The sequence below is a fragment of the Streptomyces sp. BBFR2 genome (assembly GCF_044497305.1).
Classification (GTDB): domain Bacteria; phylum Actinomycetota; class Actinomycetes; order Streptomycetales; family Streptomycetaceae; genus Streptomyces.
Genome location: NZ_CP172415.1, coordinates 2,905,692 through 2,931,323 on the forward strand (window position 1 = coordinate 2,905,692; position 25,632 = coordinate 2,931,323).

The window sequence follows — 25,632 nt, forward strand, 5'->3', positions numbered from 1 at the left end:
GTCCGAACGGCCTGGACCGCCCGTCGATGGGCGCCGTGTTTTCGCACAGCCCTGTCGTCAAAATGCCACCGCGGGACACACGTACGAGGGATTCGCCGAATACGAATTCCTGCCGAGAGGGGTGGTGCCGCCCCGCCACACATGTGCGGCGGGGCGCCGCCGGTCCGGTCCGCCCGGGAGGAGAGAACCGGGGAACCGGCCGGCGGCTGACGCGGGATCAGCGGTTGCCGACACCGTTCGCGGACAGCGCCGCGATGTCGTCCAGGATGTGCGACAGCGGCTCGTCGCCCTTGGCCTGGGTGGAGTTCTTGGTGCACTGCTGGTTCTGCGGGTTGGACAGGACGTTGACGTCCTGAACGGTGATCGGCACCAGGCCGATGAGCGAGCCGACGTTCGCCTTGAGCGGCAGGCCGACGCAGAGGTCGTTCAGGGTGCCCTGGATCAGCTCCAGCTGCGGGCTCATCTTGCCCTTGGTGGTGGAGTTGCCGTAGGCGGTCTTGGCGCCGTTGCCGTTGACCGTGGAAGTGCCGTTGTCGTTGCCGGTCGCCATCGCCTGGGGGGCGACCGTCGCCGAGAGGCCGACGAGGGACGCGGCTACGGCCGTCGTGGCCAGGACCTTCTTGATCACGATTTACCCTTTCGAAGCGGAGTGCCCGTATCCGGAGCGTCCTGGACAACTTGCTTCACAGGGTGCGGTTTCGCCGGTTCACCCGAATGACGCGAAACCATAGGCAGATATCACCGCATCCGGGTGGCGTGAGGCGGCGGGCCGTGTCCCGCGGCCGGGAACGGCGAAGGCCGGTCCGGAACCCCGAGGTCCCGGACCGGCCTTCGTGGCGGGCGGTCCGCTTCGTACGGACGCCTGCCGGGAGGCGTCAGGCGTTGACGCAGGTGTTGCCGAAGGCCGGGTTGAGCAGGCCGATGACGTTGATGCTGTTGCCGCAGAGGTTGACGGGGACGTCGACCGGGACCTGGATGACGTTGCCGGAGACGACGCCGGGGGAACCGACGGCGGCACCCTGGGCGCCGGCGCCGTGGCCCGCGGCGGAGGCGACACCGGCCCCACCCATGACGGCGATACCCGCGGCGACGGACAGAACGGCGGCCTTGGAGACAAACTTCACGGCGAACCTCTTCACTGAAGCAGCTATCGGGACATGTACGGACGCCTGGGCGCCGCACAGCCGCGTGGAGCGACAAGCTGTTCAACGCATGAACCGCCAACTGGTGGCGCCACTTTCGGGTGAATCCGGGGCAGGAGTGTTCGTAGGGGTCCCGGTGGGTGGCCCGCGCGGGCGTGCGGGGGTGCGTGCCCGGCGTGCGGACGGGCGGATGCGGCCCGCCCCGTGCGGCCGTGTGCCCGCGGACCGTACGGCGATGTGCCGCGAAGCGCGTGCGGAGACACGAAATGCCTGGTCAGGGCCGATTGTCAGACCCTGGTGCAAGACTCACGGCATGAGATGGGCAGTGGCGGAGACGGACGACGGGGGTGTGCGTCTCTGCCCGCTCGCTCCGGACGGCAGACCCGCTGGGCCGGTGGTGCGGGAGCCGTCGCTCGCGGCGGCGGTGCGGGCCCGGCCCGAGGTCGAGCGGTGGGTGTGGCGCTCGACGCCCGAGCTGTACCGCGGGCTGCTGGCGGCGGGGCTGCGGGTGGAGCGGTGTTACGACGTCGAGGCGGCCGAGGCGCTGCTGATCGGGCATGAGGAGGGGCAGCGGGGGCAGCCGCGGTCGCTGGCGGCGGCGTGGGCGCGGCTGCGGGGGCTGCCGGTGCCGCCGGACGCGCCGGTGCGGGCGGCCGATACGCAGCCGTCGCTGTTCGAGCCGGGGCCGGTGCCGTTGCCGCCGGGGACGGACGGGCTGACGGCGCTGGTGGAGGTCTACGCGGGCCAGGTGGCGCGTACGGAGCGGGCGGAGCTGCCGGAGCGGCTGCGGTTGCTGCTCGCGTCGGAGTCGGCGGGGATGCTGGTCGCGGCGGAGATGACGTACGCCGGGGTGCCGTGGCGGGCCGATGTGCACCGGGCGTTGCTGGACGAGATGTTGGGTGAGCGGTTCCCCGGCGGGCTGGAGCCGCGGCGGATGGCGGAGCTGGCCGAGGAGGTGTCGCGGGCGTTCGGCGGGGCGCGGGTGCGGCCCGATCTGCCGCAGGACATCGTCCGGGCGTTCGCGGGCGCGGGCATCGCGCTGAGCTCGACGCGGAAGTGGGAGTTGCAGCGGATCGACCATCCGGCGGTGGCGCCGCTGCTGGCGTACAAGGCGCTGTACCGGCTGCACACGGCGCACGGCTGGGCGTGGTTGCAGCAGTGGGTGCACGACGGGCGGTTCCGCCCCGAGTATCTGCCGGGCGGGACGGTCTCCGGCCGCTGGACGACGAACGGCGGCGGGGCGCTCCAGGTGCCGAAGGTGGTCCGGCGGGCGGTGCGGGCCGACCCGGGGTGGCGGCTGGTGGTGGCGGACGCCGATCAGATGGAGCCGCGGGTGCTGGCGGCGATCTCGCGCGATCGCGGGCTGATGGAGGTGGCGGGCACCGGCCGTGACCTCTACGCGGATCTCGCCGCGCGGGCCTTCGGGGGCGATCGGGACCGCGCCAAGCTGGCGCTGCTGGGCGCGATCTACGGGCAGACGTCGGGCGATGGGCTGAAGCATCTGGCCGATCTGCGGCGGCGTTACCCGGCGGCGGTGGCGTACGTCGACGACGCGGCGCGGGCGGGCGAGGAGGGGCGGCTGGTGCGGACGTGGCTGGGCCGTACGTGTCCGCCCGCGTCGGTGGCGCCCCCGGAGGAGGCCGGGCTGCCGCAGGAGGAGGAGCGGGAGAGTTCCGGGTACGGCGGGGGTGCGGCGGCGCGGGCGCGCGGCCGGTTCACCCGTAACTTCGTGGTGCAGGGCAGCGCCGCCGACTGGGCGCTGCTGCTCCTGGCCGGTCTGCGGCGCGCCTTGCACGAGGCGGGCCTGCGGGCGGAGTTGGTCTTCTTCCAGCACGACGAGGTGATCGTGCACTGCCCCGCCGAGGAGGCGGAGACGGTCGCGGCGGCGATCGCGTCGGCGGCGGACGCGGCGGGCCGGCTGACGTTCGGCCCCACTCCGGTGCGGTTCCCGTTCACGACGGCGGTGGTGGATTGCTACGGGGAGGCGAAGTGAGGGGGCGGGGGCAGGGGGCTTCGCGTATCGGGTGCGGCGGTGCGGGCGGCGGGTGCGCCATGCCGCAGTGCCGCAGTGCCGCAGTGCCGCAGGCGAGGGTGCGGCCGAACGGTCGGCGTACGGACGCGGGCACAGGGCGAGGGCCGTGTGCCGACCCTGCGGCTCCCTTCAGGGCTGCGTACGGGCACGGGCACGGGAACCGTGTGCGGCTCGCCCGGTGTGGGTGCGGCTCGCCCGGTAGGCCGGTGCGGCACCGGGTGAGGTGCCTCGGTGTACGGCCGTGAGGGCGGGAGACCGGCCGGCCGGGGCGGTGTCGGTGCTCCTCGCCGGTGCGGGTGGGCTCGCGCGACAGGCCGGCGCGGCACCGGGTGAGGTGCCTCGGTGTACGGCCGTGAGGGGGAGCCCGGCCGACCGGGGACAACTCGGGCGTGCGCGGGCGCGGGGCGAGGTCCCGTGGACAGGTGCGGTGCCAGCAGGCCCGAGGCATCGCGTAAAGCCGGAGCGGCGCGACCGGCGAGGCCCGGCTATGGAGGGCAAGCTCGGGCGGGCGCACCGGTCTGCGGGCGCGGGGGTCCGGCGGACGGATGCGGCACCGGCCGGCCCGGGGCAGCACGCGCAGCCGGAGCGGCGCGCCCGGCAAGGCCCGTCCACGGAAAAGGCACGCGCGGGCGCGGGACAAAGCCCCGTGGACAGACGCGGCACCGGCCGGCCCCGGCGCAGCACGTACAGCCGGAGCAGCGCGCCCGGCAAGGCCCGGCGACGGAGGGCAAGCTCGGGCGGGCGCACCGGTCTGCGGGCGCGGGGCAAGGCCCGGCGAACGGATCCGGCACCGGCCGGCCCGGCGCAGCACGTACAGCCGGAGCAGCGCGCCCGGCAAGGCCCGTCCACGGAGGGACCGGCTCGGGCGGAGGCAAGGCCGGGGGCCGGGTGGTGGGTTCGGCTGTCGGTCCACAGCCCGCACGCCGATTCGAGGCACGACCTAAAATCCCGGGGAGGGGGCCGGCCGTGCTGAGGGCGGCCGACATCCGATCCGCGAAGGGACGACGCGTTGACCGACAGCGAAGGCAATCGGGACTCGGTCACGGACGGGGGCCCGTTCGGCCGGGCCCCGGGGGCCGAGTCGCCGGGCCCGGCGGCAGGTCAGCGGAGCCCGGGAGCGGGCCGCGCGGAAGCGGAGGGCCCGGGCTCGGGCCCACGGCCCCCGTCTGCGGAACCGCAGGCCACGGGCGCGGGCTCGCGCACCACGGAGACGGGCCGCCCGGCCACGGACCCACAGGCCACGGACCCGGCCCCGCTGTCCCCCGGCCCGGGGAGTGGCCACCCGCATGTCTCCCCGGGACAGCCGGAGAAGGCCGGACAGTCGCAGGCCACCGAACAGCCGGAGGCGGCCGGACAGGCGCAGGCCCCCGGGCACACGCAGGCCACCAGCCGGACGGAACCCACCGCACACGACCCGGCCTCCACACGTACGGAAGCCACCAGGCAGGCCCGGACCGCCGGACGTGCGTCGGCCACCAGCCGGACGGAACCCACCGGACACGACCCGGCCTCCGCGCGTACGGAAGCCACCGGACAGGCACAGCCCGCCAGGCACGCACCCCCCACCAGCCGCACAGAGCCCTCCGAGCACGCACCGGCCGCCGGGCGTACGGATACCGCCGGGCGCGCGGCAACCGCCGGACGTACGGAAGCCGCCGGGCCCGCGGAGTCTCCCGCTCCGGAAGCCGGGGCCGAGCCGCCCGCGAAGCTCTCCCCGCGGGAGCGGCGTAAGCGGATCGCGGACCGGGTGCTGGCCGAGGGGCAGGTGACCATCGAGGAGTTGGTACAGGAGCTGGGTGTCAGTCAGATGACGGTGCACCGGGATCTGGACACGCTGGAGCACCAGGGGTGGCTGCGGAAGGTGCGGGGCGGGGCGACGGCCGCGCCGAACGCGCTCTTCGAGTCCAACGCGCGGTGGCGGGGGAACGAGCAGGTCGCGGCGAAGGAGGCGATCTGCGCGGCGGCGCTGGCCATCGCGGAGCCCGGGCAGGCGGTGATCATCGACGACTCCAGTACGGCGCTGCCGCTGGCCCGGGCGCTCTCCTCGCGCGGGGCGTACACCGTCATCACCAACTCCCTCCAGGTCATCAACGAGTTGGCGGAGGAGCCCGACATCCGGGTGATCGCGCTGGGCGGCGAGTACCACGCGGCGTTCAACGCCTTCCTCGGCATGTCCACCGCCGACAGTGCCCGCAGCTTCCGCGCGGATGTCGCCTTCCTGTCCACCTCGGCCGTCGACAACGGCCACTGCTACCACCAGGCGCAGGAGAACGTGCTGGTCAAGCGAGCGTTGATGGCGGCGGCGCGGCGGAAGGTGCTGCTCGTCGACCATTCGAAGTTCGGCCGTCAGGCGCTGTACGAGCTGGCGCCGCTCGCCGATTTCGACCTCGTCATCTCCGACGTACGGCTGCCGCAGGCGGAGCAGGACGCGTTGCAGTCGCTGGGGGTGCGCTACGAGTTGGTGTCCGAGGAGCCGCACCGGGCGTGACGTGGCGCGGTGTACGGCAGGGCGCCCGCCGCCGGAGTGTTCCGGTGGCGGGCGCCCTGGTGTCCGCGGACGGGGTCAGCGGCGGTGGCGGGCGGCGCCCACCGGGTCCTTCCTGAACGCCCAGTCCATCTTGGGTTCCATCGCGAAGCGGAAGACGCGTTGCACGGGCGGGGTGCACAGCAGGGTGATGACGGTGCCCGCGAGGAGGGTCAGCACGATCGCGCCCCACGGGGTGTGCAGCCAGGCGGCGTCGTACCAGTGCCAGAAGCGGGAGCCCTTGGCGAGGAAGCCGTGCAGCAGGTAGCCGTAGAGGGTGCCGGCGCCGAGGGCGGTGCACCACATCGTCCGGCCCGGGATCCAGGCGAAGAAGCAGGCGACGAGGACCAGCGAGCAGCCGAACATGGCGAGCGTCATGACGGCGCCGCTCCACCAGGGGGCGTGGAGTTCCTGGGCGGCGTCGCGGTGGTAGAACCACGCGGCGTTCATCCGGGGCGCGGCCCAGTACGCGAAGAGCAGCGCGCCGGCCATGACCGGGACGGCGGCGATGCGGGCCCTGCGGTTGCGGACGAGCGTGAAGTGCTCGGCCTTGAGGTTCAGTCCGAGGACGAAGAACGGCAGGAACTGCAGCACGCGCTGGAGGTCGAGGTCGTCACCGATCTCCGGTGAGACGGAGGCGGCGACGGCGACGGCGAGGGCCAGCGGCACCGGCCAGCGGACGACCTTCCACAGCGGCGTCGTCAGCCGCCAGATGAAGAGCGCGACCAGGAACCAGGTGAGGTACCAGGGGTCCAGGAGGCTGATGGGGTATCCGGGGTCGTCGTTCGCCCACCGCTTGAAGAGCGTGTACGCCGTCTCGAAGAGGATGTACGGGACGGCGACGCCGGTGACGAGCCGCTGGAGCCGGTCCTTGCGCATGTCGAAACTGCGCGAGAAGTAGCCGGAGATGATGATGAACGCCGGCATGTGGAAGGCGTAGACGGTGATGTAGAGGGCGGCGGCGGAGCGGCTGCCGTCGCGCAGCGGTTCCCAGGCGTGGCCCATCGCGACCAGCACGATGGCGAGGTACTTGGCGTTGTCGAAGAACGCGTCCCGCTGCTTCTTCGGCGCGGGTGCCGCGTCCTGCCGCGGTGCGGTGGGCTGCCGGGGAACGGCCGTCACGGCGGGCGGTGCGAGGGCCGTGGCGGTGGCGCCGCCCGCGGTGGCCGGTGGGGGCATCGGCACCCGGCGGTCACCGTGGTCGGGTATGTCGTGCGTCAAGGGCCCTCCCGGTACGAACCCAGAGGAGGGGAAAGACGGGGGATCGCGCCGGGTGCCGCATCGGAACCCATCGGCCTGATCCTGCGTCTTGATACGTATGCGGGGGGCGTGGCGGCGTCGAACATCTCAGGCACCTTAGCTCTGCCGCGCGAATCCCGTAAATCCCCGCCTGTCCAGGCCCCGCAAGGGCCGGATACCGTCCGCGGGCACGTTATGCGACAACTCCGTCGATTCCTCGCGCCGCGGCGGCGGGGGCGCCGGGGGCCGCCTCCGGGCCCCAGCCGCAGATGCGCAACGGGTCGCCGTGCGCGCCGCGCAGGCGGTGGACGGCGGCGGTCCAGCCTGGGGTGAGGCGGTTCATCGGCGGGTTGATGCCGTCGGTGAAGCGGGCGTAGCGGGCGGCGTCGCGCGGGGCGGGCGCGCCGAGGACGGCGGTGCGCAGCCGCGGGGCGAGGCGGTGGACGGTGCCGACGCAGCGGGCGCAGAAGCTCTGGACGACGAGCCGTCCCAGGTGGGCGCGGTCGAGCCAGCCTTCGGCGCGGAGCAGGCGGAGGGTCTGGGCCTCGATGCCGGGGTAGCGGGCGGGGTTCTTCAACTCCAGCAGCAGCGATTGGTGGTTGTGGTCCAGGCGGCGCAGGTAGCGGTCGAGGGTGGGTACCCGCTCCCCCGCGAACCGGGCGGCGAACCAGCTCCCGGCGTCGAGCCGGGCGATCTCGGCGGCGGTGAGGTCGGCGACCCGCCAGGGGGCGCGGCCGGGCAGGGCGCGCGGGGCGTCGGTGGTGCGGCGCAGCGTCGCGTCGTGGACGACGACGAGCTGTCCGTCCCGGGTGCGTTGGACGTCGTTCTCGACCCAGGTGAGCCCGGCGCGGTGGGCGGCGTCGACGGCGGCGAGGGTGTTCTCCGGTGCCTGGCGGGACGCGCCGCGGTGCGCGATGACCAGCGGGGACGCGACGGCGGGGGTCGGCGGGCCCGGTTGGCCGGGTCCGCCGGGGTCGTCGCGGGGGTGGGCCGCCGGGTGCACCGCGGTCCGGGTGGCGGTGGTCCGGGTGCCGGGGCGGGTGGCCGGGGCGGTGAGGGCGGTGCCGGTGGCGAGGGCGGCGAGCAGGGCGACGGCGGCGGCGCGCCGTAGCGGTACGTGCGGCACGGTGCTGCCTCCAGCTCGTTCGCCCGGCGGACGGCACCGCGGCGGTCCCGCCCCGTGCCGCGCCGCCGGGAGCCCGCACGGTCCCGGCGGACGACACTTCTCGACGGTCGCCCGGGGGCGGCGGCGGGGCGAGTCGGGGGCGGCTGTCCGGGGGCACAGGCGGGGCCGGGCGGCGGAGGGAGGACGGTCTGCGCAGGCGCGCCCGCGCGTGAGCGCCCCCGTGGCCCGTCGTCGTACGCGTGGCCCCGCGCGCCCGGTGGGTCCCTGTATGGCGCGGCCCCGCACGGTCGGGGGGCCGTGCGGGGCCCGCCGGAGGCGGTGGCGGGCGGGGGAAGGGGCTTACGGGGTGAGGTCGGCGGGGCTTATGCGGCCGGGGTGGTCGGGGGGAGGGCGGGGTTCCAGGTGACCGGGTGGCCCGTCGTGGTCGCCGGGTCGATGTCTCCTGTGCGTACGAAGCCGGTCCACGCGCGGCGCAGGGCGCGGCCGAAGGTGTCGATGCCGGGCCAGGGGGCTTCGCCGAGCATCGGTGCGTCGCGCCAGGCCGCCTCGTCGCCGAGGAGGAGGGGGAGTTCCAGGCAGTGGACGGCGCCGAAGGGGGAGCCCTCGGGGGCCCAGTCGAGGCGGTAGGTGGTGGTCCGGGCGCCGGCGGTGGTGGCCCAGGCGGTGAAGTCGGCGATCGGGCGGGCGAAGGCGGGGCCCTCGGCGGCGCGGGCGTCGGGGCGGGAGAGGCCGAAGGCGGTCAGTTCCTCGCGGTTCCAGCCGATGAGCAGGTCGATGCCGTCGAGGCCGGTGGCGGGCGGGACGGCGGGGACGGGGTCGGCGCCGACTACGGGGGAGAACGGCGGGGAGACGCGGTTGCCGGTGCGTTCCGTGACGCGGGCGGCGGCGGCCGCGCGGGCGGTGAGCAGGGCGTCGTGCCCGGCGGTGAACGGGTCGCCGTCCAGCGACGCCAGGAAGTCGGCGCCCTCCGCCTCGGCCTCGGCGGGGGTGGTCTGTGCGGGGCCGAGGACCGGGCTCTGGAGGATGGCGCGGCGCAGCAGGCCCGGGGTGCCGGGGTGGCGCAGCAGCAGGGCCAGGGAGATCGCCCCGGCGGACTGTCCGGCGACGGTGACCTGTGCGGGGTCGCCGCCGTGCCGGGCGATGTTCGCCTGTACCCAGCGCAGTGCGGCGAGTTGGTCGAGGAGGCCGAGGTTGCCGGGGGCGATGCCGGGGTGGCGGAGGAAGCCGAGGGGGCCGAGGCGGTAGCTGACGGAGACGGTGACGAGGTCGCCCTCGGCGCTGAGCCGGGCCCCGTCGTACCAGTCGAGGAGCCCTGAGCCGCTGGTGAAGCCGCCGCCGTGGAGGAAGACGAGGACGGGCCGGGGCGGTGCGGGGGCGGCCGGGGCGGTGATGCTCAGGTGCAGGCAGTCCTCGTCCTGCGGCAGGTCGTGGGAGGGCCCCATCACGGCGCGGAGCCGGGACGGCGGCTGCGGGCACATCGCGCCGGGCACCGGGACGTCGGTGCCCGCGGGGACGGTCACCGGTGGCCGGAACCGTGCGGCGGTGGCGTACCGGAGGGGCCCGGTGCGGCGGACCGGCACGGGTCCCCGGTCGGTGGGGACGTCGACGAGGCGTCCCGGTTCGGTGTTCACGCGCGTGTCTCCTTCGGTGCGGGTGGGCGCTGCCCGGTGCGGGTGGCCGTCGCCGGTGCGGGGCGGCTCCGGTGGCCGCCGTCGCCGGAGCGGGGCGGGTCCGGTGGCCGCCGTCCGGTGCGGGCGTGGGGCCCGGTGGGCCGCCGTCCGGCGCCGCCGCGGCTCCCGGCAGCCGCCGCCCCGTACAACGTACGGGGTCCGGCGGCCGGTTCGCCCGGGGGAGGCGGGGCGGACACCGGCCGCCGGAATCCGTGGCCCAAGCCGCCCTGGGCAGCGGCCGGTTGAGCCGATCGGGGCGGGGGCGCCGTCCCGGTCAGAGGGGTGGCAGCCCCAGGAAGCGCCGGGCGTTGCCGCCCAGGATCGCGGTGCGTTCGTCCTCGGTCAGGAAGCCGGAGCGGTGGACGACGGCGCCGACGGGGCGTTCGCCGAGGGGGTAGGGGTAGTCGCTGCCGACCATGACCTGGCTCGCGCCGAGGGTGTCGACGAGGGTGCGCAGGGCGGCGGGTTCGAAGACGACGGAGTCGACGGAGAAGCGGTCGGTGTAGTGCGACGGCGGGTGGGCGGAGGTGGCGATGACGTCGGCGCGGCGGTGCCAGGCGTTCTCCAGGCGGCCCAGCCAGAACGCGAACGAGCCGCCGCCGTGGGCGAAGCAGATCCGCAGGGTGTCGGGGACGCGGTCGAAGACGCCGCCGAGGATGAGGGCGAGCACCGAGAGGTGGGTCTCGGCGGGCATGCCCGTCAGCCACTGGGCCATCCAGCGGTCCAGGCGCGGGGAGGCGGGCATGTCCCAGGGGTGGACGAAGACGGGGGCGCCGCGGTCCGCGCAGTGCTGGAGGAAGGTAACGACGCCCTCGTCGTCGAGGTCGCGGTCGCCGACGTGGTTGCCGATCTCCACGCCGAGGTGGCCGTTGGCCAGGCAGCGGTCGAGTTCGCGGCAGGCGGCGTCCGGGTCCTGGAGGGGGACCTGGGCGAAGGGCAGCAGCCGGTCGGGGGCGGGGGCGCAGATCTCCAGGGCGAGGTCGTTGAAGATCCGCGCGACCTTGGCCGCCTGGCCGGCGGGGCGGGCGTAGTTGAAGAAGACCGGTGTCGGGGAGACGACCTGGGCGTCGATGCCGTCGGCGGCCATGTCGGCGAGGCGGGTGCCGGCGTCCCAGCAGTCGGCGCCGATCCGGCGGAACTCCCGGGAGCCGACCATGATCATGGCTTCGCGTTCGGAGGTGACGCGGAGCGAGGGCCAGTCGGGGGCGGGCCCGGCGGCGGTCGTCAGGTCGGGCCAGCCGCGGGGCACGTAGTGGGTGTGGATGTCGAAGCGGGCGGCGCCGGGGAGGGCGCCGGGGGTGGTTCTGTTCACGGTGCGGTTCCGCCCTTGCCGGGGTGCAGGGTGCCGCAGGCGCGGCAGGTACGGGCTGCGGTGTCGCCGTGGAAGGCGGCGAAGACCGGGGGGAGGTCGCGGACGATGTCGCGGACCTGGAGTTCGACGTCGTGGACGAGGGCGTGGCAGGCCGGGCAGTACCACTGGAAGCGTTCCCGGGTGCCCTCGTCCCGGACGCGTTCGACGACGAGGCCGACGGAGCCCGCCTCGGGGCGCTGCGGGGAGTGCGGCACGCCGCCGGGCAGCAGGAACATCTCGCCCTCGCGGACATCGATGCGCCGGGGCCGTCCGTCGACCATGACGTTGACGTGCATATCGCCCTTGACCTGGTAGAACCACTCCTCGTAGGGCTCCAGGTGGTAGTCGGTGCGGGCGTTGGGTCCACCGACGACCTGGACGATGAAGTCGCGGTTGCCGTCCCAGATCTGCCGGTTGTTCACGGGCGGCCTGAGGTCGTCGGCGTGGTCGCGCACCCACTGGGCGAAGTTGATGACCGGGGGCAGGTCCATCGGTACTCCTCGGGTTGGCGGCAGGGCGGTCACGGCCGGGCGGGGCGGTGGGCGATGCCCTGGATCTCGATGAGCAGGTGCGGGTGGGGCAGTTGGTGCACGGCGACGGTGGTGCGGGTGGGCCCGCGTTCGTCGAAGTGCTCGGCCCAGACGGCGTTGTAGCCCGCGAAGTCGTTCATGTTCACCAGGTACGTGGTGACCTGCACGAGGTCGTCGAGGGTGGCCCCGGCGGCGGCCAGCACCTCGCGGACGTTGGCGAGGACGGCGCGGGTCTGTTCGCGGATGTCGAGGGTGGTGGCGCCCATGTCGTCGGCGGCGGCACCGGCGATGGAGTTGTCCGGCCTGCGACTGCTGGTGCCGGAGAAGAACACCAGGTCACCGGCGGTTTTGACATGGGGGAAGCGGCCGCGCGGGGTGGCTTTGCCGGGGACGACGATGCCGTCACTCATGGGGTGTTCCTTTCCGTCGCGGCGGCGCCGCCGTCCCCGGCGCCCGCCACCGTGAAGGCGGCGCGGCCCAGTCCGGTGACGGTGGCCTCGATGTGGCTGCCGGGGGTGAGGGCGACGGCGGGGGTGGCGGCGCCGGCCAGCAGGACGTCCCCGGCGCACAGCGGGTGGCCCAGTTCGCGGGCGCGGCGCAGGGCGGCGTGGGCGGCGCGCAGCGGGTGGCCGAGGATCGCGGCGGTGGAGCCGGTCTCGGCGGTGCGGCCGTCGATCTCCAGCCGGACGCCGCGGTTGGCGAGGTCCCCGGCGTCGGCGAGCGCGGTCCAGGGCCCGAGGACGTAGCCGGCGGCGGAGGTGTTGTCGGCGACGACGTCCTCCAGGGTGAAGCGGAAGTCGCGGTACCGGCTGTCGATGATCTCCAGGGCGGGGGCGACGGCGTCGATGACCGCCTCCGGGTCGACGGCGGGGTCCTCCGGCCGGACGTCGGCGGCGAGGCGGAAGGCGATCTCCGGTTCGACGCGCGGGTGGACGTAGCGGTCCAGGGCGACGCGGGCGCCGTCGGGCAGGCGCATGGCGTCGGTGAGGCGGCCGAAGATGACGTCGAAGACGCCCATCTGCGCGGCCTTGGTGCGGCTGGTGAAGCCGAGTTTGACGCCGCTGGGGCGCTCGCCGCGGGCGGTACGGCGCCCGACCAGCAGCCGCTGGACGTCGTACGCCGCGTCGAGGGTGAGCGGCGCGGTGGCGGTGAGCTGGGCGACGGGGGCGGCGTCGGCGGCCGCGGCGTCCAGCACGGCGGCGGCCTCCGCGAGTTCCCAACTCAGCTTGGCTGCGGCGGAGTTCATGCGGCGGTTTCCTTCCGGGCGGCGGCCAGGTCCAGCGCCACATCGGTGATCATGTCTTCCTGTCCGCCGACCATGCCGCGGCGGCCGACCTCCAGCAGCAGCTCCCGGACGTCGAGTCCGTGGCGGGCGGCGGCACGTTCGGCGTGCAGCAGGAAGCTGGAGTAGACGCCCGCATAGCCGAGGGTGAGGGTTTCCCGGTCGACGCGGACCGGGCGTTTCTGAAGCGGGCGGATCAGGTCCTCGGCGGCGTCCTGGAGGGCGAAGAGGTCGCAGCCGTGGCGCCAGCCCTGGAGCGTGGCGACGGCGATGAACGCCTCGATCGGGCAGTTCCCGGCGCCCGCGCCCTGCCCGGCGAGGGAGGCGTCGACGCGGCGGACGCCGTTCTCGACGGCGACGACGCTGTTGGCGACGGAGAGCGAGAGATTCTCGTGGGCGTGGATGCCGATCTCGGTGGCCGGGTCGAGGACGTCGCGGTAGGCGCGGACGCGGGCGGCGACGCCGTCCATGGTCAGGCGCCCGCCGGAGTCGGTGACGTAGACGCAGTGGGCGCCGTAGCTCTCCATCAGGGCCGCCTGCCGGGCGAGGCCCGCCGGGTCGTTCAGGTGGCTCATCATCAGGAAGCCCGAGACGTCCATGCCGTTCTCGCGGGCCCAGGCGATGTGCTGGGCGGCGACGTCCGCCTCGGTGCAGTGGGTGGCGATACGGACGCTGCGGACCCCGGCGGCGTGCGCCCGGCGCAGGTCGGCGAGGGTGCCGATGCCGGGGAGCAGCAGGGTGGTGAGGCGGGCGCGGGTGACGACGCCGGCGGCGGCCTCGATCCACTCCAGGTCGGTGTGGGCGCCGTGCCCGTAGGTGACGCCGGAGCCGGCCAGACCGTCGCCGTGCGCCACCTCGATGGCGTCGACCCCGGCCGCGTCGAGGGCGGCGGCGACGGCGGTGACCTGCGCGGTGGTGTAGCGGTGGCCGACGGCGTGCATACCGTCCCGCAGGGTGACGTCCTGGATGTACAGGGCGGGCGGGGTGTCCGGGGTCGGGTTCATCGGGTCCGTCGGGCTCATCGGGCTCATCGGGCTCATCGGGCTGCCGCTCCTTCCCGGCGCCGGGCGACCAGACATTCGGCGGTGCGCAGGGCGGCGGAGGTCATGATGTCGAGGTTCCCGGCGTACGTGGGCAGATGGTGGCCGGCGCCGGTGACCTCCAGGAACACCGACACCTGGGTGCCGCGGAAGGGCCCGCCGGTGCCCGGCACGAACGGTTCGTCGACCGGCGTGAACTGCACCTCCTGCTTGAGGCGGTAGCCGGGGACGTACGCGCGGACCGCGGCGGTCATCGCGGCGACCGACCGGCGGACCTCCTCCTGGGCCGCCGCGTCGAGCGCGCCGGTGAGGCAGTGGACGGTGTCCCGCATGACGAGGGGCGGTTCGGCCGGGTTGAGGACGATGATCGCCTTGCCGCGGGCGGCCCCGCCGACCTGTTCGAGGGCGGCGGCGGTGGTCTCGGTGAACTCGTCGATGTTGGCGCGCGTCCCGGGCCCGGCGGAGCGGGACGCGATCGACGCGACGATCTCCGCGTAGTGGACGGGCGTCACCCGGGAGACGGCGGCGACGACCGGGACGGTGGCCTGGCCGCCGCAGGTGACCATGTTGACGTCGGAGGCGTCGAGGTGGTCGCCGAGGTTGACGGGCGGCACGACGTACGGGCCGAGGGCGGCGGGGGTCAGGTCGACCATCGCCTTGCCGGCGGCGCGGACGGCCTCGGCGTGGCGGGCGTGGGCGGCGGCGGAGGTGGCGTCGAAGACCACCTCGACACCGGCGAACTCGGGCATCCGCAGCAGTCCGCCGATGCCCTCGGCGGTGGTGGCGACGCCCATCTCCCGGGCGCGGGCCAGCCCGTCGGACGCCGGGTCGATCCCGGCGACGGCCGCGACGTGCAGCACGTCGGAGAGCCGGTCGATCTTGATCAGCAGGTCGGTGCCGATGTTCCCGGAGCCGATGATCGCGGCGGGGGCGGTCATGAGGCGCTCCTTCCGGTGGTGCGGGGCGCGGCAGCCGAGCCGCCAACACCCTTGCTGGGTACGGGTGTTGAGGAGTCCGGTCGATCTCCTTCCGGGGCACCCGGCTCCCGTACGAAGTCGGCGTGGACCTCCCCCAGCCCGTCGAGCCGCGCGCGGAACACGCCCGGTCCGGTGACCGGCACCATCGGGCCGAGCGCCCCGGAGAGGACGAGGTCCCCGGCGCGCAGCGGATCGCCGCGGCGGGCGGCCTCGCGGGCGAGCCAGACGACGGCGGCCACCGGGGAGCCCAGGCAGGCGGCGCCGGAGCCGGTGGAGACGGTCTCGCCGCGGTGGTCGAGGGCGGCGCCGAGCCCCGGCAGGTCGACGGCGGCGAGCGGGCGCGGGGTGGTGCCGAGGACGACGGCGCCGCTGGAGGCGTTGTCGGCGACGGTGTCGGTGATCCGGATGTCCCAGCCGGCGATCCGCGAGTCGACGATCTCCAGCGCGGGCAGCAGGAAGTCGGTCGCCGCGATCACCTCCGCCGCCGTCACCGACGGCCCGTCCAGGTCCTTGGCGAGGACGAACGCGACCTCCGCCTCGATCCGCGGCTGGAGGAAACGCCCCAGGTCGAGCGGTTCCCGGTCGGTGTGGACCATGGCGTCGAGCAGCACCCCGTAGTCCGGCGCGAAGACCCCGAACTGCCGCTGTACGGCCGGGGAGGTCAGCCCGATCTTGTGGCCGACCCGGCGCGCGCCGTCCGCGAGGTATCCGTCGCGCACCGCCCGCTGCACCGCGTACGCCGCGTCCTGGTCCCAGCCGCCGATCAGCTCCCGTACGGGTGCGCAGGGCACCCCGGTGGCGGCGGCGCGGCGCAGCCGTTCGGCTGCCTCCGCGATCTCGGCGGCGGTGGCGCGCCCGGCTATCAACTCACCGCAGTACGCGCCCTGTTGAGCTTCCTGAGCGGTCACAGTTGCACGCACACATTCGTCGGCTCGGTGTAGAAGTGGAGGGAGTGTGTCCCGCCCTCACGGCCGATGCCGGACAGGCCGGAGCCGCCGAAGGGCGACCGCAGATCGCGCAGGTACCAGGTGTTGACCCAGGCCATCCCGGTCCGCATCTTCTGCGCGACGCGGTGGCCGCGCTCCAGGTCCCGGGTCCAGACGCAGGACGCCAGTCCGTACCGCGAGTCGTTCGCCAGCCGGACGGCCTCCTCCTCGGTGTCGAACGGGATCAGCCCGGCCACCGGCCCGAAGATCTCCTCCCGCATGGTGCGCGAGGTGTGCTCAAGGCCCGTCCACAGCGTCGGCTCGATCCACGCGCCGCCGTCCAGCTCCGCGCCCATCTCCGGCACGCCGCCCCCGGCCAGCACCTCGGCGCCCTCCTCACGGGCGAGGGCGAGGTAGCCGAGGACCTTCTCGCGGTGTGCCTGGGAGATCAGCGGGCCGGTGGTGGTCGCCGGGTCCTCGGGGCGGCCGGGGCGCAGGGCGCGGGCGCGCTCCGCGAGGCCCGCCGCGATCTCGTCGAAGACCGGCCGCTGGACGTAGACGCGCTCGGTGCACAGACAGACCTGCCCGGTGTTGGTGAACACCGACCGGGCCAGCCCGTCCACCGTCCGGGCCACGTCCGCGTCGTCGAAGACCAGCGCGGCGTTCTTGCCGCCCAGTTCGAACGAGACGGGCCGCACACCCGGCGCCGTCGCCCGCATGATCTCCGTACCGGTGGCGGACTCGCCGGTGAACGTCACCCCGTCCACGTCCGGGTGCCCGGCGAGGAACGCGCCCGCGGAGCCGGGCCCGAAACCGTGCACGACGTTGCAGACGCCGTCCGGCAGCCCGGCCTCCTTCAGGATCTCCGCGAGCAGCGCCGCGGAGGAGGGCGTCAGCTCCGACGGCTTGACGACCACGGCGTTACCGCAGGCCAGGGCCGGTGCGAGCTTCCAGGTGAGGAGGAGCAGCGGGAGGTTCCACGGCACGATGACGGCGACGACGCCGAGCGGCCGGCGGACCGCGTAGTTCAGCGCCGTCCGCCCGCCGGGCAGCTCGGTGAGGAAGGAGTCGAGGCCGGCGGCGGAGACGGTGTCGGCGAACGCCCGGAAGTTCGCGGCGGCGCGGGCCACGTCCAGGTCCCGGGCCATCGCCAGCGGCTTGCCGGTGTCGGCGACCTCGGCGGCGACCAGCTCATCGGCGCGCCGGTCGATGACGTCGGCGATCCGCCGCATCAGCTCGGCGCGCTCGGGGACGGTGGTGTCGCCCCAGGGGCCGGACAGGGCGCGGCGGGCGGACCGGACGGCGACGTCGACGAGGGTCTCGTCCGCCTCGTGCACCCGCCCGGTGAGCGCGCCGTCCACCGGGCTGAAGCGGTCGAAGGAGCGCACGCCGTCCACGAAGGCGCCGTCCACGAAATTGCGGATCTCCCGCACGGGGAGCGAAGTGCTGCGGCTCATGACGCCGAGGCTAGGGAGCGCCAGGCATGCCTGAATAATGCTCTTTGCGTTCCCCGCGATGCCCCTACGGGCATAACGTGACCCCATGGAGAGCGAGAAACTGCTCGACGGCCGCCTGAAACTGCGCCACCTCACCCTCGTCACCGCCATCGCCGACCAGGGCAGCGTCATCCGCGCCGCACAGGAGCTGCACATCACCCAGCCCGTCGTCACCCGCGCCCTGCACGAGCTGGAGACGATCCTCGGGGTCCCGCTGTTCGAACGGCATCACCGCGGGGTGACCCCGACGCTGTACGGGGAGTCGTTCGTCGGCCACGCCCGCGCGGTCCTGGCCCAGCTACGGCAGGCCGGCGCGGAGCTGGGCCACCTCGCCGCCGGTCACCTCGGCTCGGTCACCGTCGGCGTCCATCTCGCCGGGTCCAACCTGCTGCTGCCGCGCGCCATCGCCGCGCTGAAGAAGGCGCATCCGGCGGTGACCGTCGTCGTCCGCGAGGCCACGCCCGACACGCTCCGCGCCGGGGTGCTCTCCGGTGAGATCGACCTGATCGTCGGCCGGCTCTCCGGCCAGCCACCGCGCCGCCTCACCCAGGAGCAGCTCTACCGCGAACCGGTCCGCCTCGCCGCCCGCGCCGGCCACCCCGTGCACCGCCTGCGCCACCCGTCCCTCGCCGAGCTGCGCCGCTACCCGTGGGTGCTGCCCGTCGACCGCACCGCGCTCCGCGCCGAGCTGGAGGAACTCTTCACCCACGCCGACGTCGAACTCCCCGACGACCGCGTCGAGTGCACCTCCATGCCCACCCTCCGCCACTTCCTCCTCGCCACCGACGCCCTCGCCGCCCTCCCCCTCCTCATCGCCACCCAGGACCCCGACCTCCGCCTCATCGACACCCCCCTGAAATCCATCAGCCAGGCCGTCGGCCTCACCCGCCCCGCAGACCGCCCCCTCTCCCCCGCGGCGGACACGCTGCGCACCCATCTACGCCAGGAGGCACGGGGGTTGGCGCGGTTGGTGGAGTAGGGGCCCGGGCGCGCGGGCTCGCCGGATACGGGGGGCGGTCGGCGTCGGGACGGGGCGGCCCGGAGAGGGGTCGGCGGCGGGGCCGGGCGGCACGGCCCGGCCCGGCAGTCGGCGGCGGGGCGGGCGGCCGGGCAGTCGGGGCGGCGGCAGGGCTCAGGCAACCGGGGCGGGGACCGGTGACGTCCCGTCCCGCGCCGCCGCCGCTCTCTCAGCCCTCCGAAGAGACCGTGATCAGGACCAGCCCCGACACCCCCGTCACCGCCCGGATCGCGTCCGCGAACACCTCCGTCGTCCACGCGGCGACATCCGTGGACCACTCGCGCACACCGCAGCGGAAGGCGAGCGCCGGGCGCATCCCCTCGGCCTGCACCACCCCGGCGAGCGGCCGGGCGAGCCCCGGCGTCGCGACCCCGGCGGGCTTGAGGGGCGCCACCGTCATATGGCCGTACGTGCGCTCCAGCGCCGCCTCGCGGACCCCGTCGGCCCGCCCGGCCAGCCCCGCCGACGGCAGCGCCGACACGGTGACCGTCAGCGTGGCCGCGCCGGACGGATCGGCGAGGGCGAACCAGTCGGCCACCTCGGCGAGTTCGGTACGGGCGCTCCCGGCGCGGTGCAGCGGCACGAGGGCGTGGGCGCCGGTGAGGCGGACGGTTCCCACACGGCGCAGGGCGTCCGTCAGGACCGTGACGGCGGGCAGGAGCGGAAGGCGGCGGGCGCGCCGCTTCCGCCCCGGGACGGCCGCCGGCCTCGGCAGCGACGCGTGCAGCCAGGCCAGTTGACGGACCTGACCGTCCTGCGTCCAGTCGCCGTCCGCGTCGTGGTGGTCCCAGAGGTTGTCGGCGGGCGGGTCCGTCAGGGCGGTGGAACTCCAGCCGAAGGCGGCCGCCCGCTTCACCGCGAGCCCGAAGACGTCCTCGTCGAGGTCGAACTCGGCGTTCACCCGGTCGATCCAGGGGTGCCGGTCCAGCACCCCGTGCAGTCCCACGATGAAGGTGGCGTCCGGACCGGCGTCGTTCATGGTCGTACTCCTGGATCGAGCGGGGAAAGGCGGACCGAGGGGCGCCGCCCCGGTCACCGCCACGGCGGGACCGGAACGCCACCCCTCGGCTCAGGGAATCAGACGCCGCACCTGACCGTGACCGGCTTGGTGTACGCCTTCTCCGGCGAGTCGGGCACGCCGATGAGGTCGACGTCGATCTTGGTACGCCACTGGTGCCTGCTGCTGTTCGCGCACGTCTTGCGCCCGACGACCCGGCGGGCACTGCCGCCGTTGCCGGACTTGAGGTTCTTCGCGTTCTTGGCGACCGAGTGCCACTTCTTGCCGGACTTCATCTGCAGCCAGATGGTGACCTTGGCCTTGGTGCCGGGACCGCTGACGTGGGTCCACCAGGCGTGGGCGGAGGCCGTACGCGGCGGGGTGCTGGAGATGTGCACGCGGTCGCCGTTGGTGATGAAGACGCCGGGGCCCCTCGCGGCGGCCGGCGCGGCCTGCTCGGTGGCCAGGGCGGTCGGGTCGGTGGCCGGCGCCGCCGTCGCGGGGGCGCCGGTGGCCCCGAGCAGCGCGGTGGCCAGCGCCGCCGACGTGATGAGAGTGCGCATGCGCATGGTGTGGTGTCCTCCGTTGGTCATGGTGCCGTGTGGGCGGGACGTACCGACGGTGGGCAAGGCCGACGCTTCCCCGGCATACCGGACGTACCGCTCCCGCGCCGGTCGCGCGCAGGCGTATGACAAGGCGTCAGCCCCGAAAACATCCCCGTGATCCCCGTTCCCCGTAGGCGGCCGGCAGGAGCACTGCCGTCCGCACCCGCCCCATGCTACGGAGTGATCACCCGGCGGCGCCATCACATAATCCGCTCCGGCCGCCGCCACGGAACCTGCGCCCCGGACGGCCCGGCCCGCCGTCCGCCCGGCTCACCCGTACGCCGCCGGAGCGGGCCGGTTGTCAGTGGCCCGCCCTACGATCCGTCCATGGCGATTCAGCGGATGGACAACGTCGGCATCGTCGTCGACGACATGGCGGCCGCCCAGGCGTTCTTCACCGAACTCGGCCTGGAGCTGGAAGGCACGGCCCCCATCGAGGGCCCCTGGGTGGACCGCATCCTCGGCCTCCCCGATGTCCGCACCGACATCACGATGATGCGCACCCCCGACGGCCACTCCCGCCTCGAACTGACCACCTACCACTCCCCACCGCCCGTCACCCCCGCCCCGTCACCCCCACCGCCCCACACCCTCGGCTTCTGCCGCCTCATGTTCGCCGTCGACGACATCCGGGACACGGTCGCCCGCCTGCACCCCTACGGCGGCGAACTCCTCGGCGAGATCACCCGGTTCGAGGACGCGTACCTGCTGTGTTACCTGCGTGGGCCGGGCGGCGCGATCATCGCGCTGGCGGAAGCGCTGGGGTGAGGGGCGGGACCCGGGGGGTGAGGGGGAGCCTGGGGCAAGGGGCGGGGGCTCGCCGGTGGGCCTCTTACCGCCGGTGGGGGTTCCGCACGGGGCGCTCCGGCGCCGGGGCCCGCCCTCGGCGCCGGGCCCGGGCTTCCGGCCCGCGGGCCGCATCCTCACGCCCGGCGGGCCGCACGCCCCGCCGGACGCGTCACGGAAAGTGTGAGTCAGGCCGACCTGCGACCTGACTCACGGCCGGGACTCAGCCCGCGTACGTACCGCGGTATCCCACGGGGCCCTCGCCGGGGAACTGTGCGGTTCCCTGGAAGTTCTGGCCGTCGTCGAAGAACGTCACCGAGCCCTTGCCCTTGTCACCGCTCCAGGTGACCGTGGTCCCCGTCGAGGGGCGGGCGTCGCCGGGGACGGGCTGGGTGCGGTTGACGATGCTGATCGTGAGCGGCTGGTCCGGCTGCCAGCCACCGCCACCCGTCGAGATCTCGGTGTTGTACCTGGCCATGAAGTCCTCCTCGTTCCGTAGCCGATCGGGCGTCCGTCGTGCGCCCGCACCTCTACGTTCGCCCTCCTTCAACTGCCGCAATCCACAAGCGAGTTGACTGCCGCGGCAAACCACTCCTGTGAAGGAGACACGCCGAGCACCCCGGGAGGCGGGTTGACGGACACCTCCCCTGCGCCGATCACCCGCACCTGGACAGGGAGTTCCACCGACCCGGGAAGGCCACTCCCGTCACGGGCGCATGACCCGGCCAGTGCGTCCCGGCGCCCCGTCCGGCCTCATCCACCGGATCTCACCCACCCGCCCCCGCCTTCCCTCCTTCGATCCGCTTCCTCGCCAACTCCCGTACATTTTCCGGTAGTTCGGCGACATCCAGCAGGGACGGCAGCAGCTTTGCCTCCGTCATCACCGCGCGGAACGTGTGCCCGACGCTCACCCCGTGCGCGGGCCGGTGCACGACCACCACCGGGTCACCGGCCCGGATCTCCCCCGGAGTGATCACCCGCAGATACGCGCCCGGCAGCCCGGCGCGCGTGAACTCCCGGTTCCAGCCGTTCCGGCCCATCCACCCCTGGAACGTCGCGCACGGAAGCCGCGGGCACGAGACCTCCAGCACGACCTCCGCCCCGACCCGCCACCGCTCCCCGATCACCGCCCCGTTGACGTCGATCCCGCAGGTGGTGAGGTTCTCCCCGAACGCCCCGTTGGCGAGCGGAACGCCCAGCTCCCGCTGCCAGCCGTCCAGGTCCTCCCGCGCATACGCGTACACGGCCTGGTCCGCGCCCCCGTGATGCGCCACGTCATACGCCCGGTCACCGGCCAGCCCGACCTCCCCCGTCCCCTCGTGCACGGGAGCGGCGACGGCCACCGGCCCTTCCACCGGACGCTTGTCGATCCCCGTTCGCCCACCGGTCCCCTGCTTGCCCTTCCAGGGGTTGGGACGGGGCCTGCCTACATTGACGGAGAGCAGCTTCATACTCCGGACGGTAGGACGAGGGACGCACACGGGCCAGCCCATTCCCGGGCACCTGCCCGCGGGACGCACCGCGCACGGGCCCGGCGGGCGGCTCACCGGCCCGGTATCCGGCTCACTTCTCCCCGGGCACCTTCACGATGTCGCCCTTCTTGTCGACGGTGTGCGTGCGCCAGTACACGTCCCACTTGTCGTCGACCTTCCGCGGCACCTTGCCCTCGGGGTACCGCGTGTACCCCTTCGGCGCCTTCTCCCCGTCCTTGACGCACGCGGAGCCCGTGCTCCCCACCGTCATGACGGGATACTCGCCGCCCCCGCAGACCGCGTCCGCGAGCGGCGACGCCCCGGAACAGCCCGCCAGCACCGCCACGGCGGCGGCCCCGATCAGCGCGGCGGCGGCGCGGCGCCCCCGGCGACGCCGGGAAGCGGAACGGAAGCGGTTGGTACCGGATGTCACGGTCATCTCCTAAGGGTCGTACGTCCCCCCACCTTCTCCCACCGTGGACGCCGGTGGCGGGCGGGGCCGGGTGTCCGTACCCGGGCCTGGCGGACGGCCTGGGCACCGTGGGACGGGGCGGGGCGGGATGGGTTGGAACGGGACGGAACCGAGCCGCACCGCCCACCGGGCGGGATACCGGCCGCCCGCATGCCGAGACCCCCGCCCATCCGCCGTGGGGGCGGGGACGGGGCGGGGGTCTCGGCGCGGGACGCGGGGCGCCGCTCCGGGGCCGGGGCTCAGTGGGCCAGGGGCTCAGTGGGCCGGGAGCTCAGTGAGCCGGGACGGGCCTCGGGGTGCGTGCCGGGTGATGCGGGGCGGGCGCGGCGGGTGTCAGTGCGCGAAGCCCCAGTCGAGGATCTTCGTCGCGTCGTCGAACCGGCCCTTGTCGTCCTTGAGGATGGCGCCGACGAGGGTGCGGTTGTCGCGCTTGGCCGCGAAGACGAGGGCGTAGCCGCTCTCCGGGCCACTGCCGGTCTTGATGCCGAGGGCGCCGTCGTAGCTGCTCAGCAGTTGGTTGGTGTTGTTCCAGGTGTAGTACCGGGTGTGGCCGTTGGCCGCGGGGGCCTCGGTCTTGAACTGCTGGTTCTTGACGACCTCGGCGAACACCGGCTGGAGCATCGCGCGCTGGCCGAGCTTGGCGAGGTCGCGGGCGGTGCTGTGGTTGTTGCCGTTCGAGATGCCGTCGTAGGTGTCGAAGTGCGTGCCCTTCAGACCGAGCTGCTGCGCCTCGTCGTTCATCTGGCGGACGAAGTCGGCGACCCGCTCGTCCGTGGTGGCGCCCTGACCGTAGTGGTCGGCGAGGGCGCGCGCGGCGTCCGCGCCGGACGGGATCAGCATGGCGTGCAGGAGCTGGCGGACGGTGAGCGTGTCACCGGTCTGGAGGTCGGCGGTGCTGGCGCCGACCTTCTGCACGTAGTCCCGGTACTCCTGCTTGACCTGGATGCCGTGCTCCAGCCACTCGGGGTGCTTGAGCACCACGAGCGCCGTCATGATCTTGGTGGTGCTGGCCATCGACACACTCTCGTCGGCCTTGGCACCCGCCCACATCTCGCGCTCCTGGCTGCCGTCGCGGGCGTCGAGGAGGAAGGCATGGTCGGCCTTGACCTGGGGCGCGTCCTGGGACGTGGGGTCCTGGGCGGCGTCGGCGGCACGCTCCTGCACGGCCTGCTGACGGTGTGCGTCCTGGTTGTCGTCGGCGGAGTGCGTGGCACCGGGGGTGGCGGCCTGGGCGATACCGGTGGCGGTGATCGGCAGGGCGGCGCCGACCATCGCGACCATCGCGATCCGGACCCCGGTGCGGTGTATCCGGTTGGGGCGGGCGTGGGAACCCATGGGGCGTCCCTTCTCCCGGCGCGGGGACGCCGGTTGGTAGTGGAAACTCGGTTTATACCGAACCTACTTGTGGGCGGACGCCGACCGTCAAGCCAGGCATGTCATAGCCCGGTAACGAGTCGGAAGAGGTGGAGAAGTTGTGTACGCGACGGGTGAGGCATGTGGGGTTGCTCGCGCGGAGTGAACGGATGGCCGCTACGAGGCGTCCGGGGCTCTCCCCCTTCCGCGGCTCGGCCGACCGTCGGCGCGGACCGGCAACTGGGCGCTGACCTGCCCGCTTCGGTGGTGCGCGAGCCCGCCACGCCGGACCGCGCGCCCGTTTCCGCCCGTTCGACGCGCACGGTTCCGCGCCCGTCCGATTACATTCCGTGATGCACCAACGGGGCCGTACGAGCACGGGGTTGAGGCGTGCATCGTGCGGCGGACGGGGGACGGCGGTCGGCGGACGGAGCTGGGAACGGCAGCGGGCCCGGGGGCGTAGCCTGCCCCCGGGCCCTGTGGTGCCGCCATGTACGGCGCCGGCGCGGTGAAGAGCGCGGGTCATGCTGAAGTCGTCGTGTTCTGCCTTTGAACTACCGCGCATCGGGAGAAGTGGCTGCACGGGCCGGACTTGAACCGGCATCCGACGACGCGGGCCCGGCCCGGTCGCTCCGGCGCTCGGCGGCGCATACTGAATCTGGAGCAAGAGTCTGAGATTGATCGCGGTGTGCCTCTGCCGAGTTGGGCCACCGCGGCCCGAGTGCCGCGGGGAGGACTTGAACCTCCACTGACCACCGCGTCCGTCACGACAAGCCTCAGTTTCAGCTTGCGCTCCTCGCGCACCCCGGGCGCGCACAGGCGCCCGGGGAGTTGACGGGGCTACCCGAAGAGGTAGCCGAAGACGGCGTCACCCACCCTCTGGTCGGTCACCTCCGCGCCGTTCGCCTCCTCACGGGCGAACTTCACGGCGGTCTGCAGCTTCTCGACACGGTCGAGGAGTTCGTTGACCCGGCGGGCGGGGAGCGCGCCGGAGAACTTCACCGTCGTCCAGTACCCGACGGGTATGTCCTCGTAGTACACGTCGACCTGCGCCGGGTGCTTCTCCGTCGCCTCGGCCTTGACGTGGTTGCGCGGCACCTTCTTCGTCCGGACGGTACGGACCGGCTCGGTCTTCCAGGCGTCGGTGGACGGGTCCTGCACCCAGGACTCCGACGCGTCGAGCACCGGCAGCTTGCGGACGAAGGCGGCGAGGTCGGTGAGCTGCTTCTCCAGGAAGAGCAGGTACGACACCGGCACCTGGGAGAGGATCGCGCGGCCCTCGACCGTCACATCGGCGCGGGCGGTGCAGTTGGCCCAGTCCTTGGTGGCGGTCACGTCGAACAGTCTGGTCAGGGTGGTGGCCGTGTCCCGCAGCACGTCCTCGGCCCGGACCTGCACCCGGGTGGACTCGGGCGGCAACTGCTCGCCCTCCTCGTCCTTGGGCTGGTACGTCCGCGCGATGCCGGCCAGCAACGCGGGCTTCTGGAGGCCGTGCTGGGCCGCCGTCAGGTCCTGCTGGGACTTGGACTTGACGCCCTTCTCGACCGCGATGATCTGATTGAGTTTCGCCACATCCGCCACCCAACCACGCCGC

The 25,632-nt window shown here is 73.9% G+C and carries 24 protein-coding genes; 4 read left to right on the top strand and 20 right to left on the bottom strand.

The window, feature by feature from the left end; translation table 11 throughout:
- Positions 1 to 217: 217 nt before the first annotated feature.
- Both ACGH2B_RS11195 and ACGH2B_RS11200 read right to left on the bottom strand, forming a co-directional pair.
- A complete protein-coding gene (locus ACGH2B_RS11195; RefSeq protein WP_399096930.1) occupies positions 218 to 625 on the bottom strand; it encodes a rodlin in 408 nt (135 codons plus the stop codon).
- A gap of 250 nt (positions 626 to 875) precedes the next feature.
- The gene (locus tag ACGH2B_RS11200) at positions 876 to 1,070 is read right to left on the bottom strand and encodes a chaplin (protein WP_399096933.1); all 195 of its coding nucleotides are present in this window, start codon (positions 1,068 to 1,070) and stop codon (positions 876 to 878) included.
- Positions 1,071 to 1,455: 385 nt separating this feature from the next.
- Here ACGH2B_RS11200 and ACGH2B_RS11205 point away from each other — a divergent pair, with 385 nt between their 5' ends.
- Together ACGH2B_RS11205 and ACGH2B_RS11210 are read left to right on the top strand one after the other, a co-directional pair.
- Entirely contained in the window at positions 1,456 to 3,135 is a 1,680-nt protein-coding gene (locus tag ACGH2B_RS11205; protein WP_399087569.1) for a bifunctional 3'-5' exonuclease/DNA polymerase, read from the top strand.
- Positions 3,136 to 4,909: 1,774 nt separating this feature from the next.
- Positions 4,910 to 5,662, top strand: coding sequence for a DeoR/GlpR family DNA-binding transcription regulator (locus ACGH2B_RS11210; protein WP_399096936.1), 753 nt, complete (start codon positions 4,910 to 4,912; stop codon positions 5,660 to 5,662).
- A 75-nt stretch (positions 5,663 to 5,737) separates the two neighbouring features.
- On the opposite strand, the gene ACGH2B_RS11215 is transcribed toward ACGH2B_RS11210, so the two are convergent.
- The 11 genes from ACGH2B_RS11215 to ACGH2B_RS11265 all read right to left on the bottom strand — a co-directional run bounded on the left by ACGH2B_RS11215 (position 5,738) and on the right by ACGH2B_RS11265 (position 17,296).
- Positions 5,738 to 6,919 carry an acyltransferase family protein gene (locus ACGH2B_RS11215; protein WP_399087571.1) on the bottom strand — a complete coding sequence of 394 codons (1,182 nt, stop codon included), beginning with the start codon at positions 6,917 to 6,919 and terminating at the stop codon, positions 5,738 to 5,740.
- Positions 6,920 to 7,130: 211 nt separating this feature from the next.
- Positions 7,131 to 8,063, bottom strand: a complete 933-nt coding sequence (locus ACGH2B_RS11220; RefSeq protein ID WP_399087573.1) for a glycerophosphodiester phosphodiesterase — start codon at positions 8,061 to 8,063, stop codon at positions 7,131 to 7,133.
- Positions 8,064 to 8,425: 362 nt separating this feature from the next.
- The gene (locus ACGH2B_RS11225) at positions 8,426 to 9,694 is read right to left on the bottom strand and encodes a carboxylesterase family protein (protein WP_399087575.1); all 1,269 of its coding nucleotides are present in this window, start codon (positions 9,692 to 9,694) and stop codon (positions 8,426 to 8,428) included.
- Positions 9,695 to 10,007: 313 nt separating this feature from the next.
- Positions 10,008 to 11,045 (bottom strand): amidohydrolase family protein, encoded by a 1,038-nt coding sequence (locus ACGH2B_RS11230; protein ID WP_399087577.1) that lies wholly within the window; start codon positions 11,043 to 11,045, stop codon positions 10,008 to 10,010.
- The gene (locus ACGH2B_RS11235; protein WP_399087579.1) at positions 11,042 to 11,575 is read right to left on the bottom strand and encodes a 3-hydroxyanthranilate 3,4-dioxygenase; all 534 of its coding nucleotides are present in this window, start codon (positions 11,573 to 11,575) and stop codon (positions 11,042 to 11,044) included. Before ACGH2B_RS11235 ends, ACGH2B_RS11230 begins: the two co-directional genes overlap by 4 nt.
- A 29-nt stretch (positions 11,576 to 11,604) precedes the next feature.
- Positions 11,605 to 12,024: a RidA family protein gene (locus ACGH2B_RS11240; protein ID WP_399087580.1), complete on the bottom strand. Its 420-nt coding sequence runs from the start codon at positions 12,022 to 12,024 to the stop codon at positions 11,605 to 11,607.
- A complete protein-coding gene (locus ACGH2B_RS11245; RefSeq protein ID WP_399087582.1) occupies positions 12,021 to 12,860 on the bottom strand; it encodes a 2-keto-4-pentenoate hydratase in 840 nt (279 codons plus the stop codon). Before ACGH2B_RS11245 ends, ACGH2B_RS11240 begins: the two co-directional genes overlap by 4 nt.
- Complete coding sequence (dmpG, locus tag ACGH2B_RS11250) at positions 12,857 to 13,927, bottom strand: 4-hydroxy-2-oxovalerate aldolase (protein ID WP_399096939.1); 1,071 nt, start codon at positions 13,925 to 13,927, stop codon at positions 12,857 to 12,859. The genes ACGH2B_RS11245 and dmpG overlap by 4 nt, the downstream gene beginning before the upstream one ends.
- A 5-nt stretch (positions 13,928 to 13,932) precedes the next feature.
- Complete coding sequence (locus ACGH2B_RS11255; protein ID WP_399087584.1) at positions 13,933 to 14,874, bottom strand: acetaldehyde dehydrogenase (acetylating); 942 nt, start codon at positions 14,872 to 14,874, stop codon at positions 13,933 to 13,935.
- The gene (locus ACGH2B_RS11260; protein ID WP_399096942.1) at positions 14,871 to 15,776 is read right to left on the bottom strand and encodes a 2-keto-4-pentenoate hydratase; all 906 of its coding nucleotides are present in this window, start codon (positions 15,774 to 15,776) and stop codon (positions 14,871 to 14,873) included. The genes ACGH2B_RS11255 and ACGH2B_RS11260 overlap by 4 nt, the downstream gene beginning before the upstream one ends.
- Positions 15,777 to 15,817: 41 nt before the next feature.
- Positions 15,818 to 17,296 carry a 2-hydroxymuconic semialdehyde dehydrogenase gene (locus ACGH2B_RS11265; RefSeq protein WP_399087586.1) on the bottom strand — a complete coding sequence of 493 codons (1,479 nt, stop codon included), beginning with the start codon at positions 17,294 to 17,296 and terminating at the stop codon, positions 15,818 to 15,820.
- Positions 17,297 to 17,381: 85 nt separating this feature from the next.
- On the opposite strand from ACGH2B_RS11265, the gene ACGH2B_RS11270 reads away from it, so the two are divergent.
- Positions 17,382 to 18,314, top strand: a complete 933-nt coding sequence (locus ACGH2B_RS11270; protein ID WP_399087588.1) for a LysR substrate-binding domain-containing protein — start codon at positions 17,382 to 17,384, stop codon at positions 18,312 to 18,314.
- A gap of 208 nt (positions 18,315 to 18,522) precedes the next feature.
- Here ACGH2B_RS11270 and ACGH2B_RS11275 read toward each other — a convergent pair whose 3' ends face one another.
- On the bottom strand, positions 18,523 to 19,332 hold the full coding sequence (locus ACGH2B_RS11275) for a hypothetical protein (protein WP_399087590.1): 810 nt from the start codon (positions 19,330 to 19,332) through the stop codon (positions 18,523 to 18,525).
- Positions 19,333 to 19,430: 98 nt separating this feature from the next.
- The gene (locus tag ACGH2B_RS11280; RefSeq protein WP_399087592.1) at positions 19,431 to 19,919 is read right to left on the bottom strand and encodes a hypothetical protein; all 489 of its coding nucleotides are present in this window, start codon (positions 19,917 to 19,919) and stop codon (positions 19,431 to 19,433) included.
- 363 nt (positions 19,920 to 20,282) lie between these two features.
- Between ACGH2B_RS11280 and ACGH2B_RS11285 the strand changes: the two genes are divergently transcribed.
- On the top strand, positions 20,283 to 20,723 hold the full coding sequence (locus ACGH2B_RS11285; protein WP_399087594.1) for a VOC family protein: 441 nt from the start codon (positions 20,283 to 20,285) through the stop codon (positions 20,721 to 20,723).
- A 241-nt stretch (positions 20,724 to 20,964) separates the two neighbouring features.
- Here the strand turns inward: ACGH2B_RS11285 and ACGH2B_RS11290 are convergent, their stop codons facing one another.
- From ACGH2B_RS11290 to ACGH2B_RS11310, 5 genes are all read right to left on the bottom strand, one after another.
- Positions 20,965 to 21,219: a hypothetical protein gene (locus ACGH2B_RS11290; RefSeq protein WP_399087596.1), complete on the bottom strand. Its 255-nt coding sequence runs from the start codon at positions 21,217 to 21,219 to the stop codon at positions 20,965 to 20,967.
- A gap of 289 nt (positions 21,220 to 21,508) precedes the next feature.
- The gene (locus ACGH2B_RS11295) at positions 21,509 to 22,192 is read right to left on the bottom strand and encodes an MOSC domain-containing protein (protein WP_399087597.1); all 684 of its coding nucleotides are present in this window, start codon (positions 22,190 to 22,192) and stop codon (positions 21,509 to 21,511) included.
- A 112-nt stretch (positions 22,193 to 22,304) separates the two neighbouring features.
- The gene (locus ACGH2B_RS11300) at positions 22,305 to 22,652 is read right to left on the bottom strand and encodes an SCO0607 family lipoprotein (RefSeq protein WP_399087599.1); all 348 of its coding nucleotides are present in this window, start codon (positions 22,650 to 22,652) and stop codon (positions 22,305 to 22,307) included.
- A 366-nt stretch (positions 22,653 to 23,018) separates the two neighbouring features.
- Complete coding sequence (locus ACGH2B_RS11305) at positions 23,019 to 24,020, bottom strand: D-alanyl-D-alanine carboxypeptidase family protein (protein WP_399087601.1); 1,002 nt, start codon at positions 24,018 to 24,020, stop codon at positions 23,019 to 23,021.
- A gap of 858 nt (positions 24,021 to 24,878) precedes the next feature.
- Positions 24,879 to 25,610, bottom strand: a complete 732-nt coding sequence (locus ACGH2B_RS11310) for a hypothetical protein (protein ID WP_399087603.1) — start codon at positions 25,608 to 25,610, stop codon at positions 24,879 to 24,881.
- Between the last annotated feature and the right edge of the window lie 22 nt (positions 25,611 to 25,632).

What these genes read in the sequence shown, in the direction of transcription:
- ACGH2B_RS11200 (WP_399096933.1), bottom strand. Translation starts at nt 1,070, where the DNA reads ATGGGTGGGGCCGGTGTCGCCTCCGCCGCGGGCCACGGCGCCGGCGCC.
- ACGH2B_RS11205 (WP_399087569.1), top strand. Translation starts at nt 1,456, where the DNA reads ATGAGATGGGCAGTGGCGGAGACGGACGACGGGGGTGTGCGTCTCTGC.
- ACGH2B_RS11235 (WP_399087579.1), bottom strand. Translation starts at nt 11,575, where the DNA reads ATGGACCTGCCCCCGGTCATCAACTTCGCCCAGTGGGTGCGCGACCAC.
- ACGH2B_RS11240 (WP_399087580.1), bottom strand. Translation starts at nt 12,024, where the DNA reads ATGAGTGACGGCATCGTCGTCCCCGGCAAAGCCACCCCGCGCGGCCGC.
- ACGH2B_RS11245 (WP_399087582.1), bottom strand. Translation starts at nt 12,860, where the DNA reads ATGAACTCCGCCGCAGCCAAGCTGAGTTGGGAACTCGCGGAGGCCGCC.
- dmpG (WP_399096939.1), bottom strand. Translation starts at nt 13,927, where the DNA reads ATGAGCCCGATGAGCCCGACGGACCCGATGAACCCGACCCCGGACACC.
- ACGH2B_RS11255 (WP_399087584.1), bottom strand. Translation starts at nt 14,874, where the DNA reads ATGACCGCCCCCGCCGCGATCATCGGCTCCGGGAACATCGGCACCGAC.
- ACGH2B_RS11265 (WP_399087586.1), bottom strand. Translation starts at nt 17,296, where the DNA reads ATGAGCCGCAGCACTTCGCTCCCCGTGCGGGAGATCCGCAATTTCGTG.
- ACGH2B_RS11270 (WP_399087588.1), top strand. Translation starts at nt 17,382, where the DNA reads ATGGAGAGCGAGAAACTGCTCGACGGCCGCCTGAAACTGCGCCACCTC.
- ACGH2B_RS11275 (WP_399087590.1), bottom strand. Translation starts at nt 19,332, where the DNA reads ATGAACGACGCCGGTCCGGACGCCACCTTCATCGTGGGACTGCACGGG.
- ACGH2B_RS11280 (WP_399087592.1), bottom strand. Translation starts at nt 19,919, where the DNA reads ATGCGCATGCGCACTCTCATCACGTCGGCGGCGCTGGCCACCGCGCTG.
- ACGH2B_RS11285 (WP_399087594.1), top strand. Translation starts at nt 20,283, where the DNA reads ATGGCGATTCAGCGGATGGACAACGTCGGCATCGTCGTCGACGACATG.
- ACGH2B_RS11290 (WP_399087596.1), bottom strand. Translation starts at nt 21,219, where the DNA reads ATGGCCAGGTACAACACCGAGATCTCGACGGGTGGCGGTGGCTGGCAG.
- ACGH2B_RS11295 (WP_399087597.1), bottom strand. Translation starts at nt 22,192, where the DNA reads ATGAAGCTGCTCTCCGTCAATGTAGGCAGGCCCCGTCCCAACCCCTGG.
- ACGH2B_RS11300 (WP_399087599.1), bottom strand. Translation starts at nt 22,652, where the DNA reads ATGACCGTGACATCCGGTACCAACCGCTTCCGTTCCGCTTCCCGGCGT.
- ACGH2B_RS11305 (WP_399087601.1), bottom strand. Translation starts at nt 24,020, where the DNA reads ATGGGTTCCCACGCCCGCCCCAACCGGATACACCGCACCGGGGTCCGG.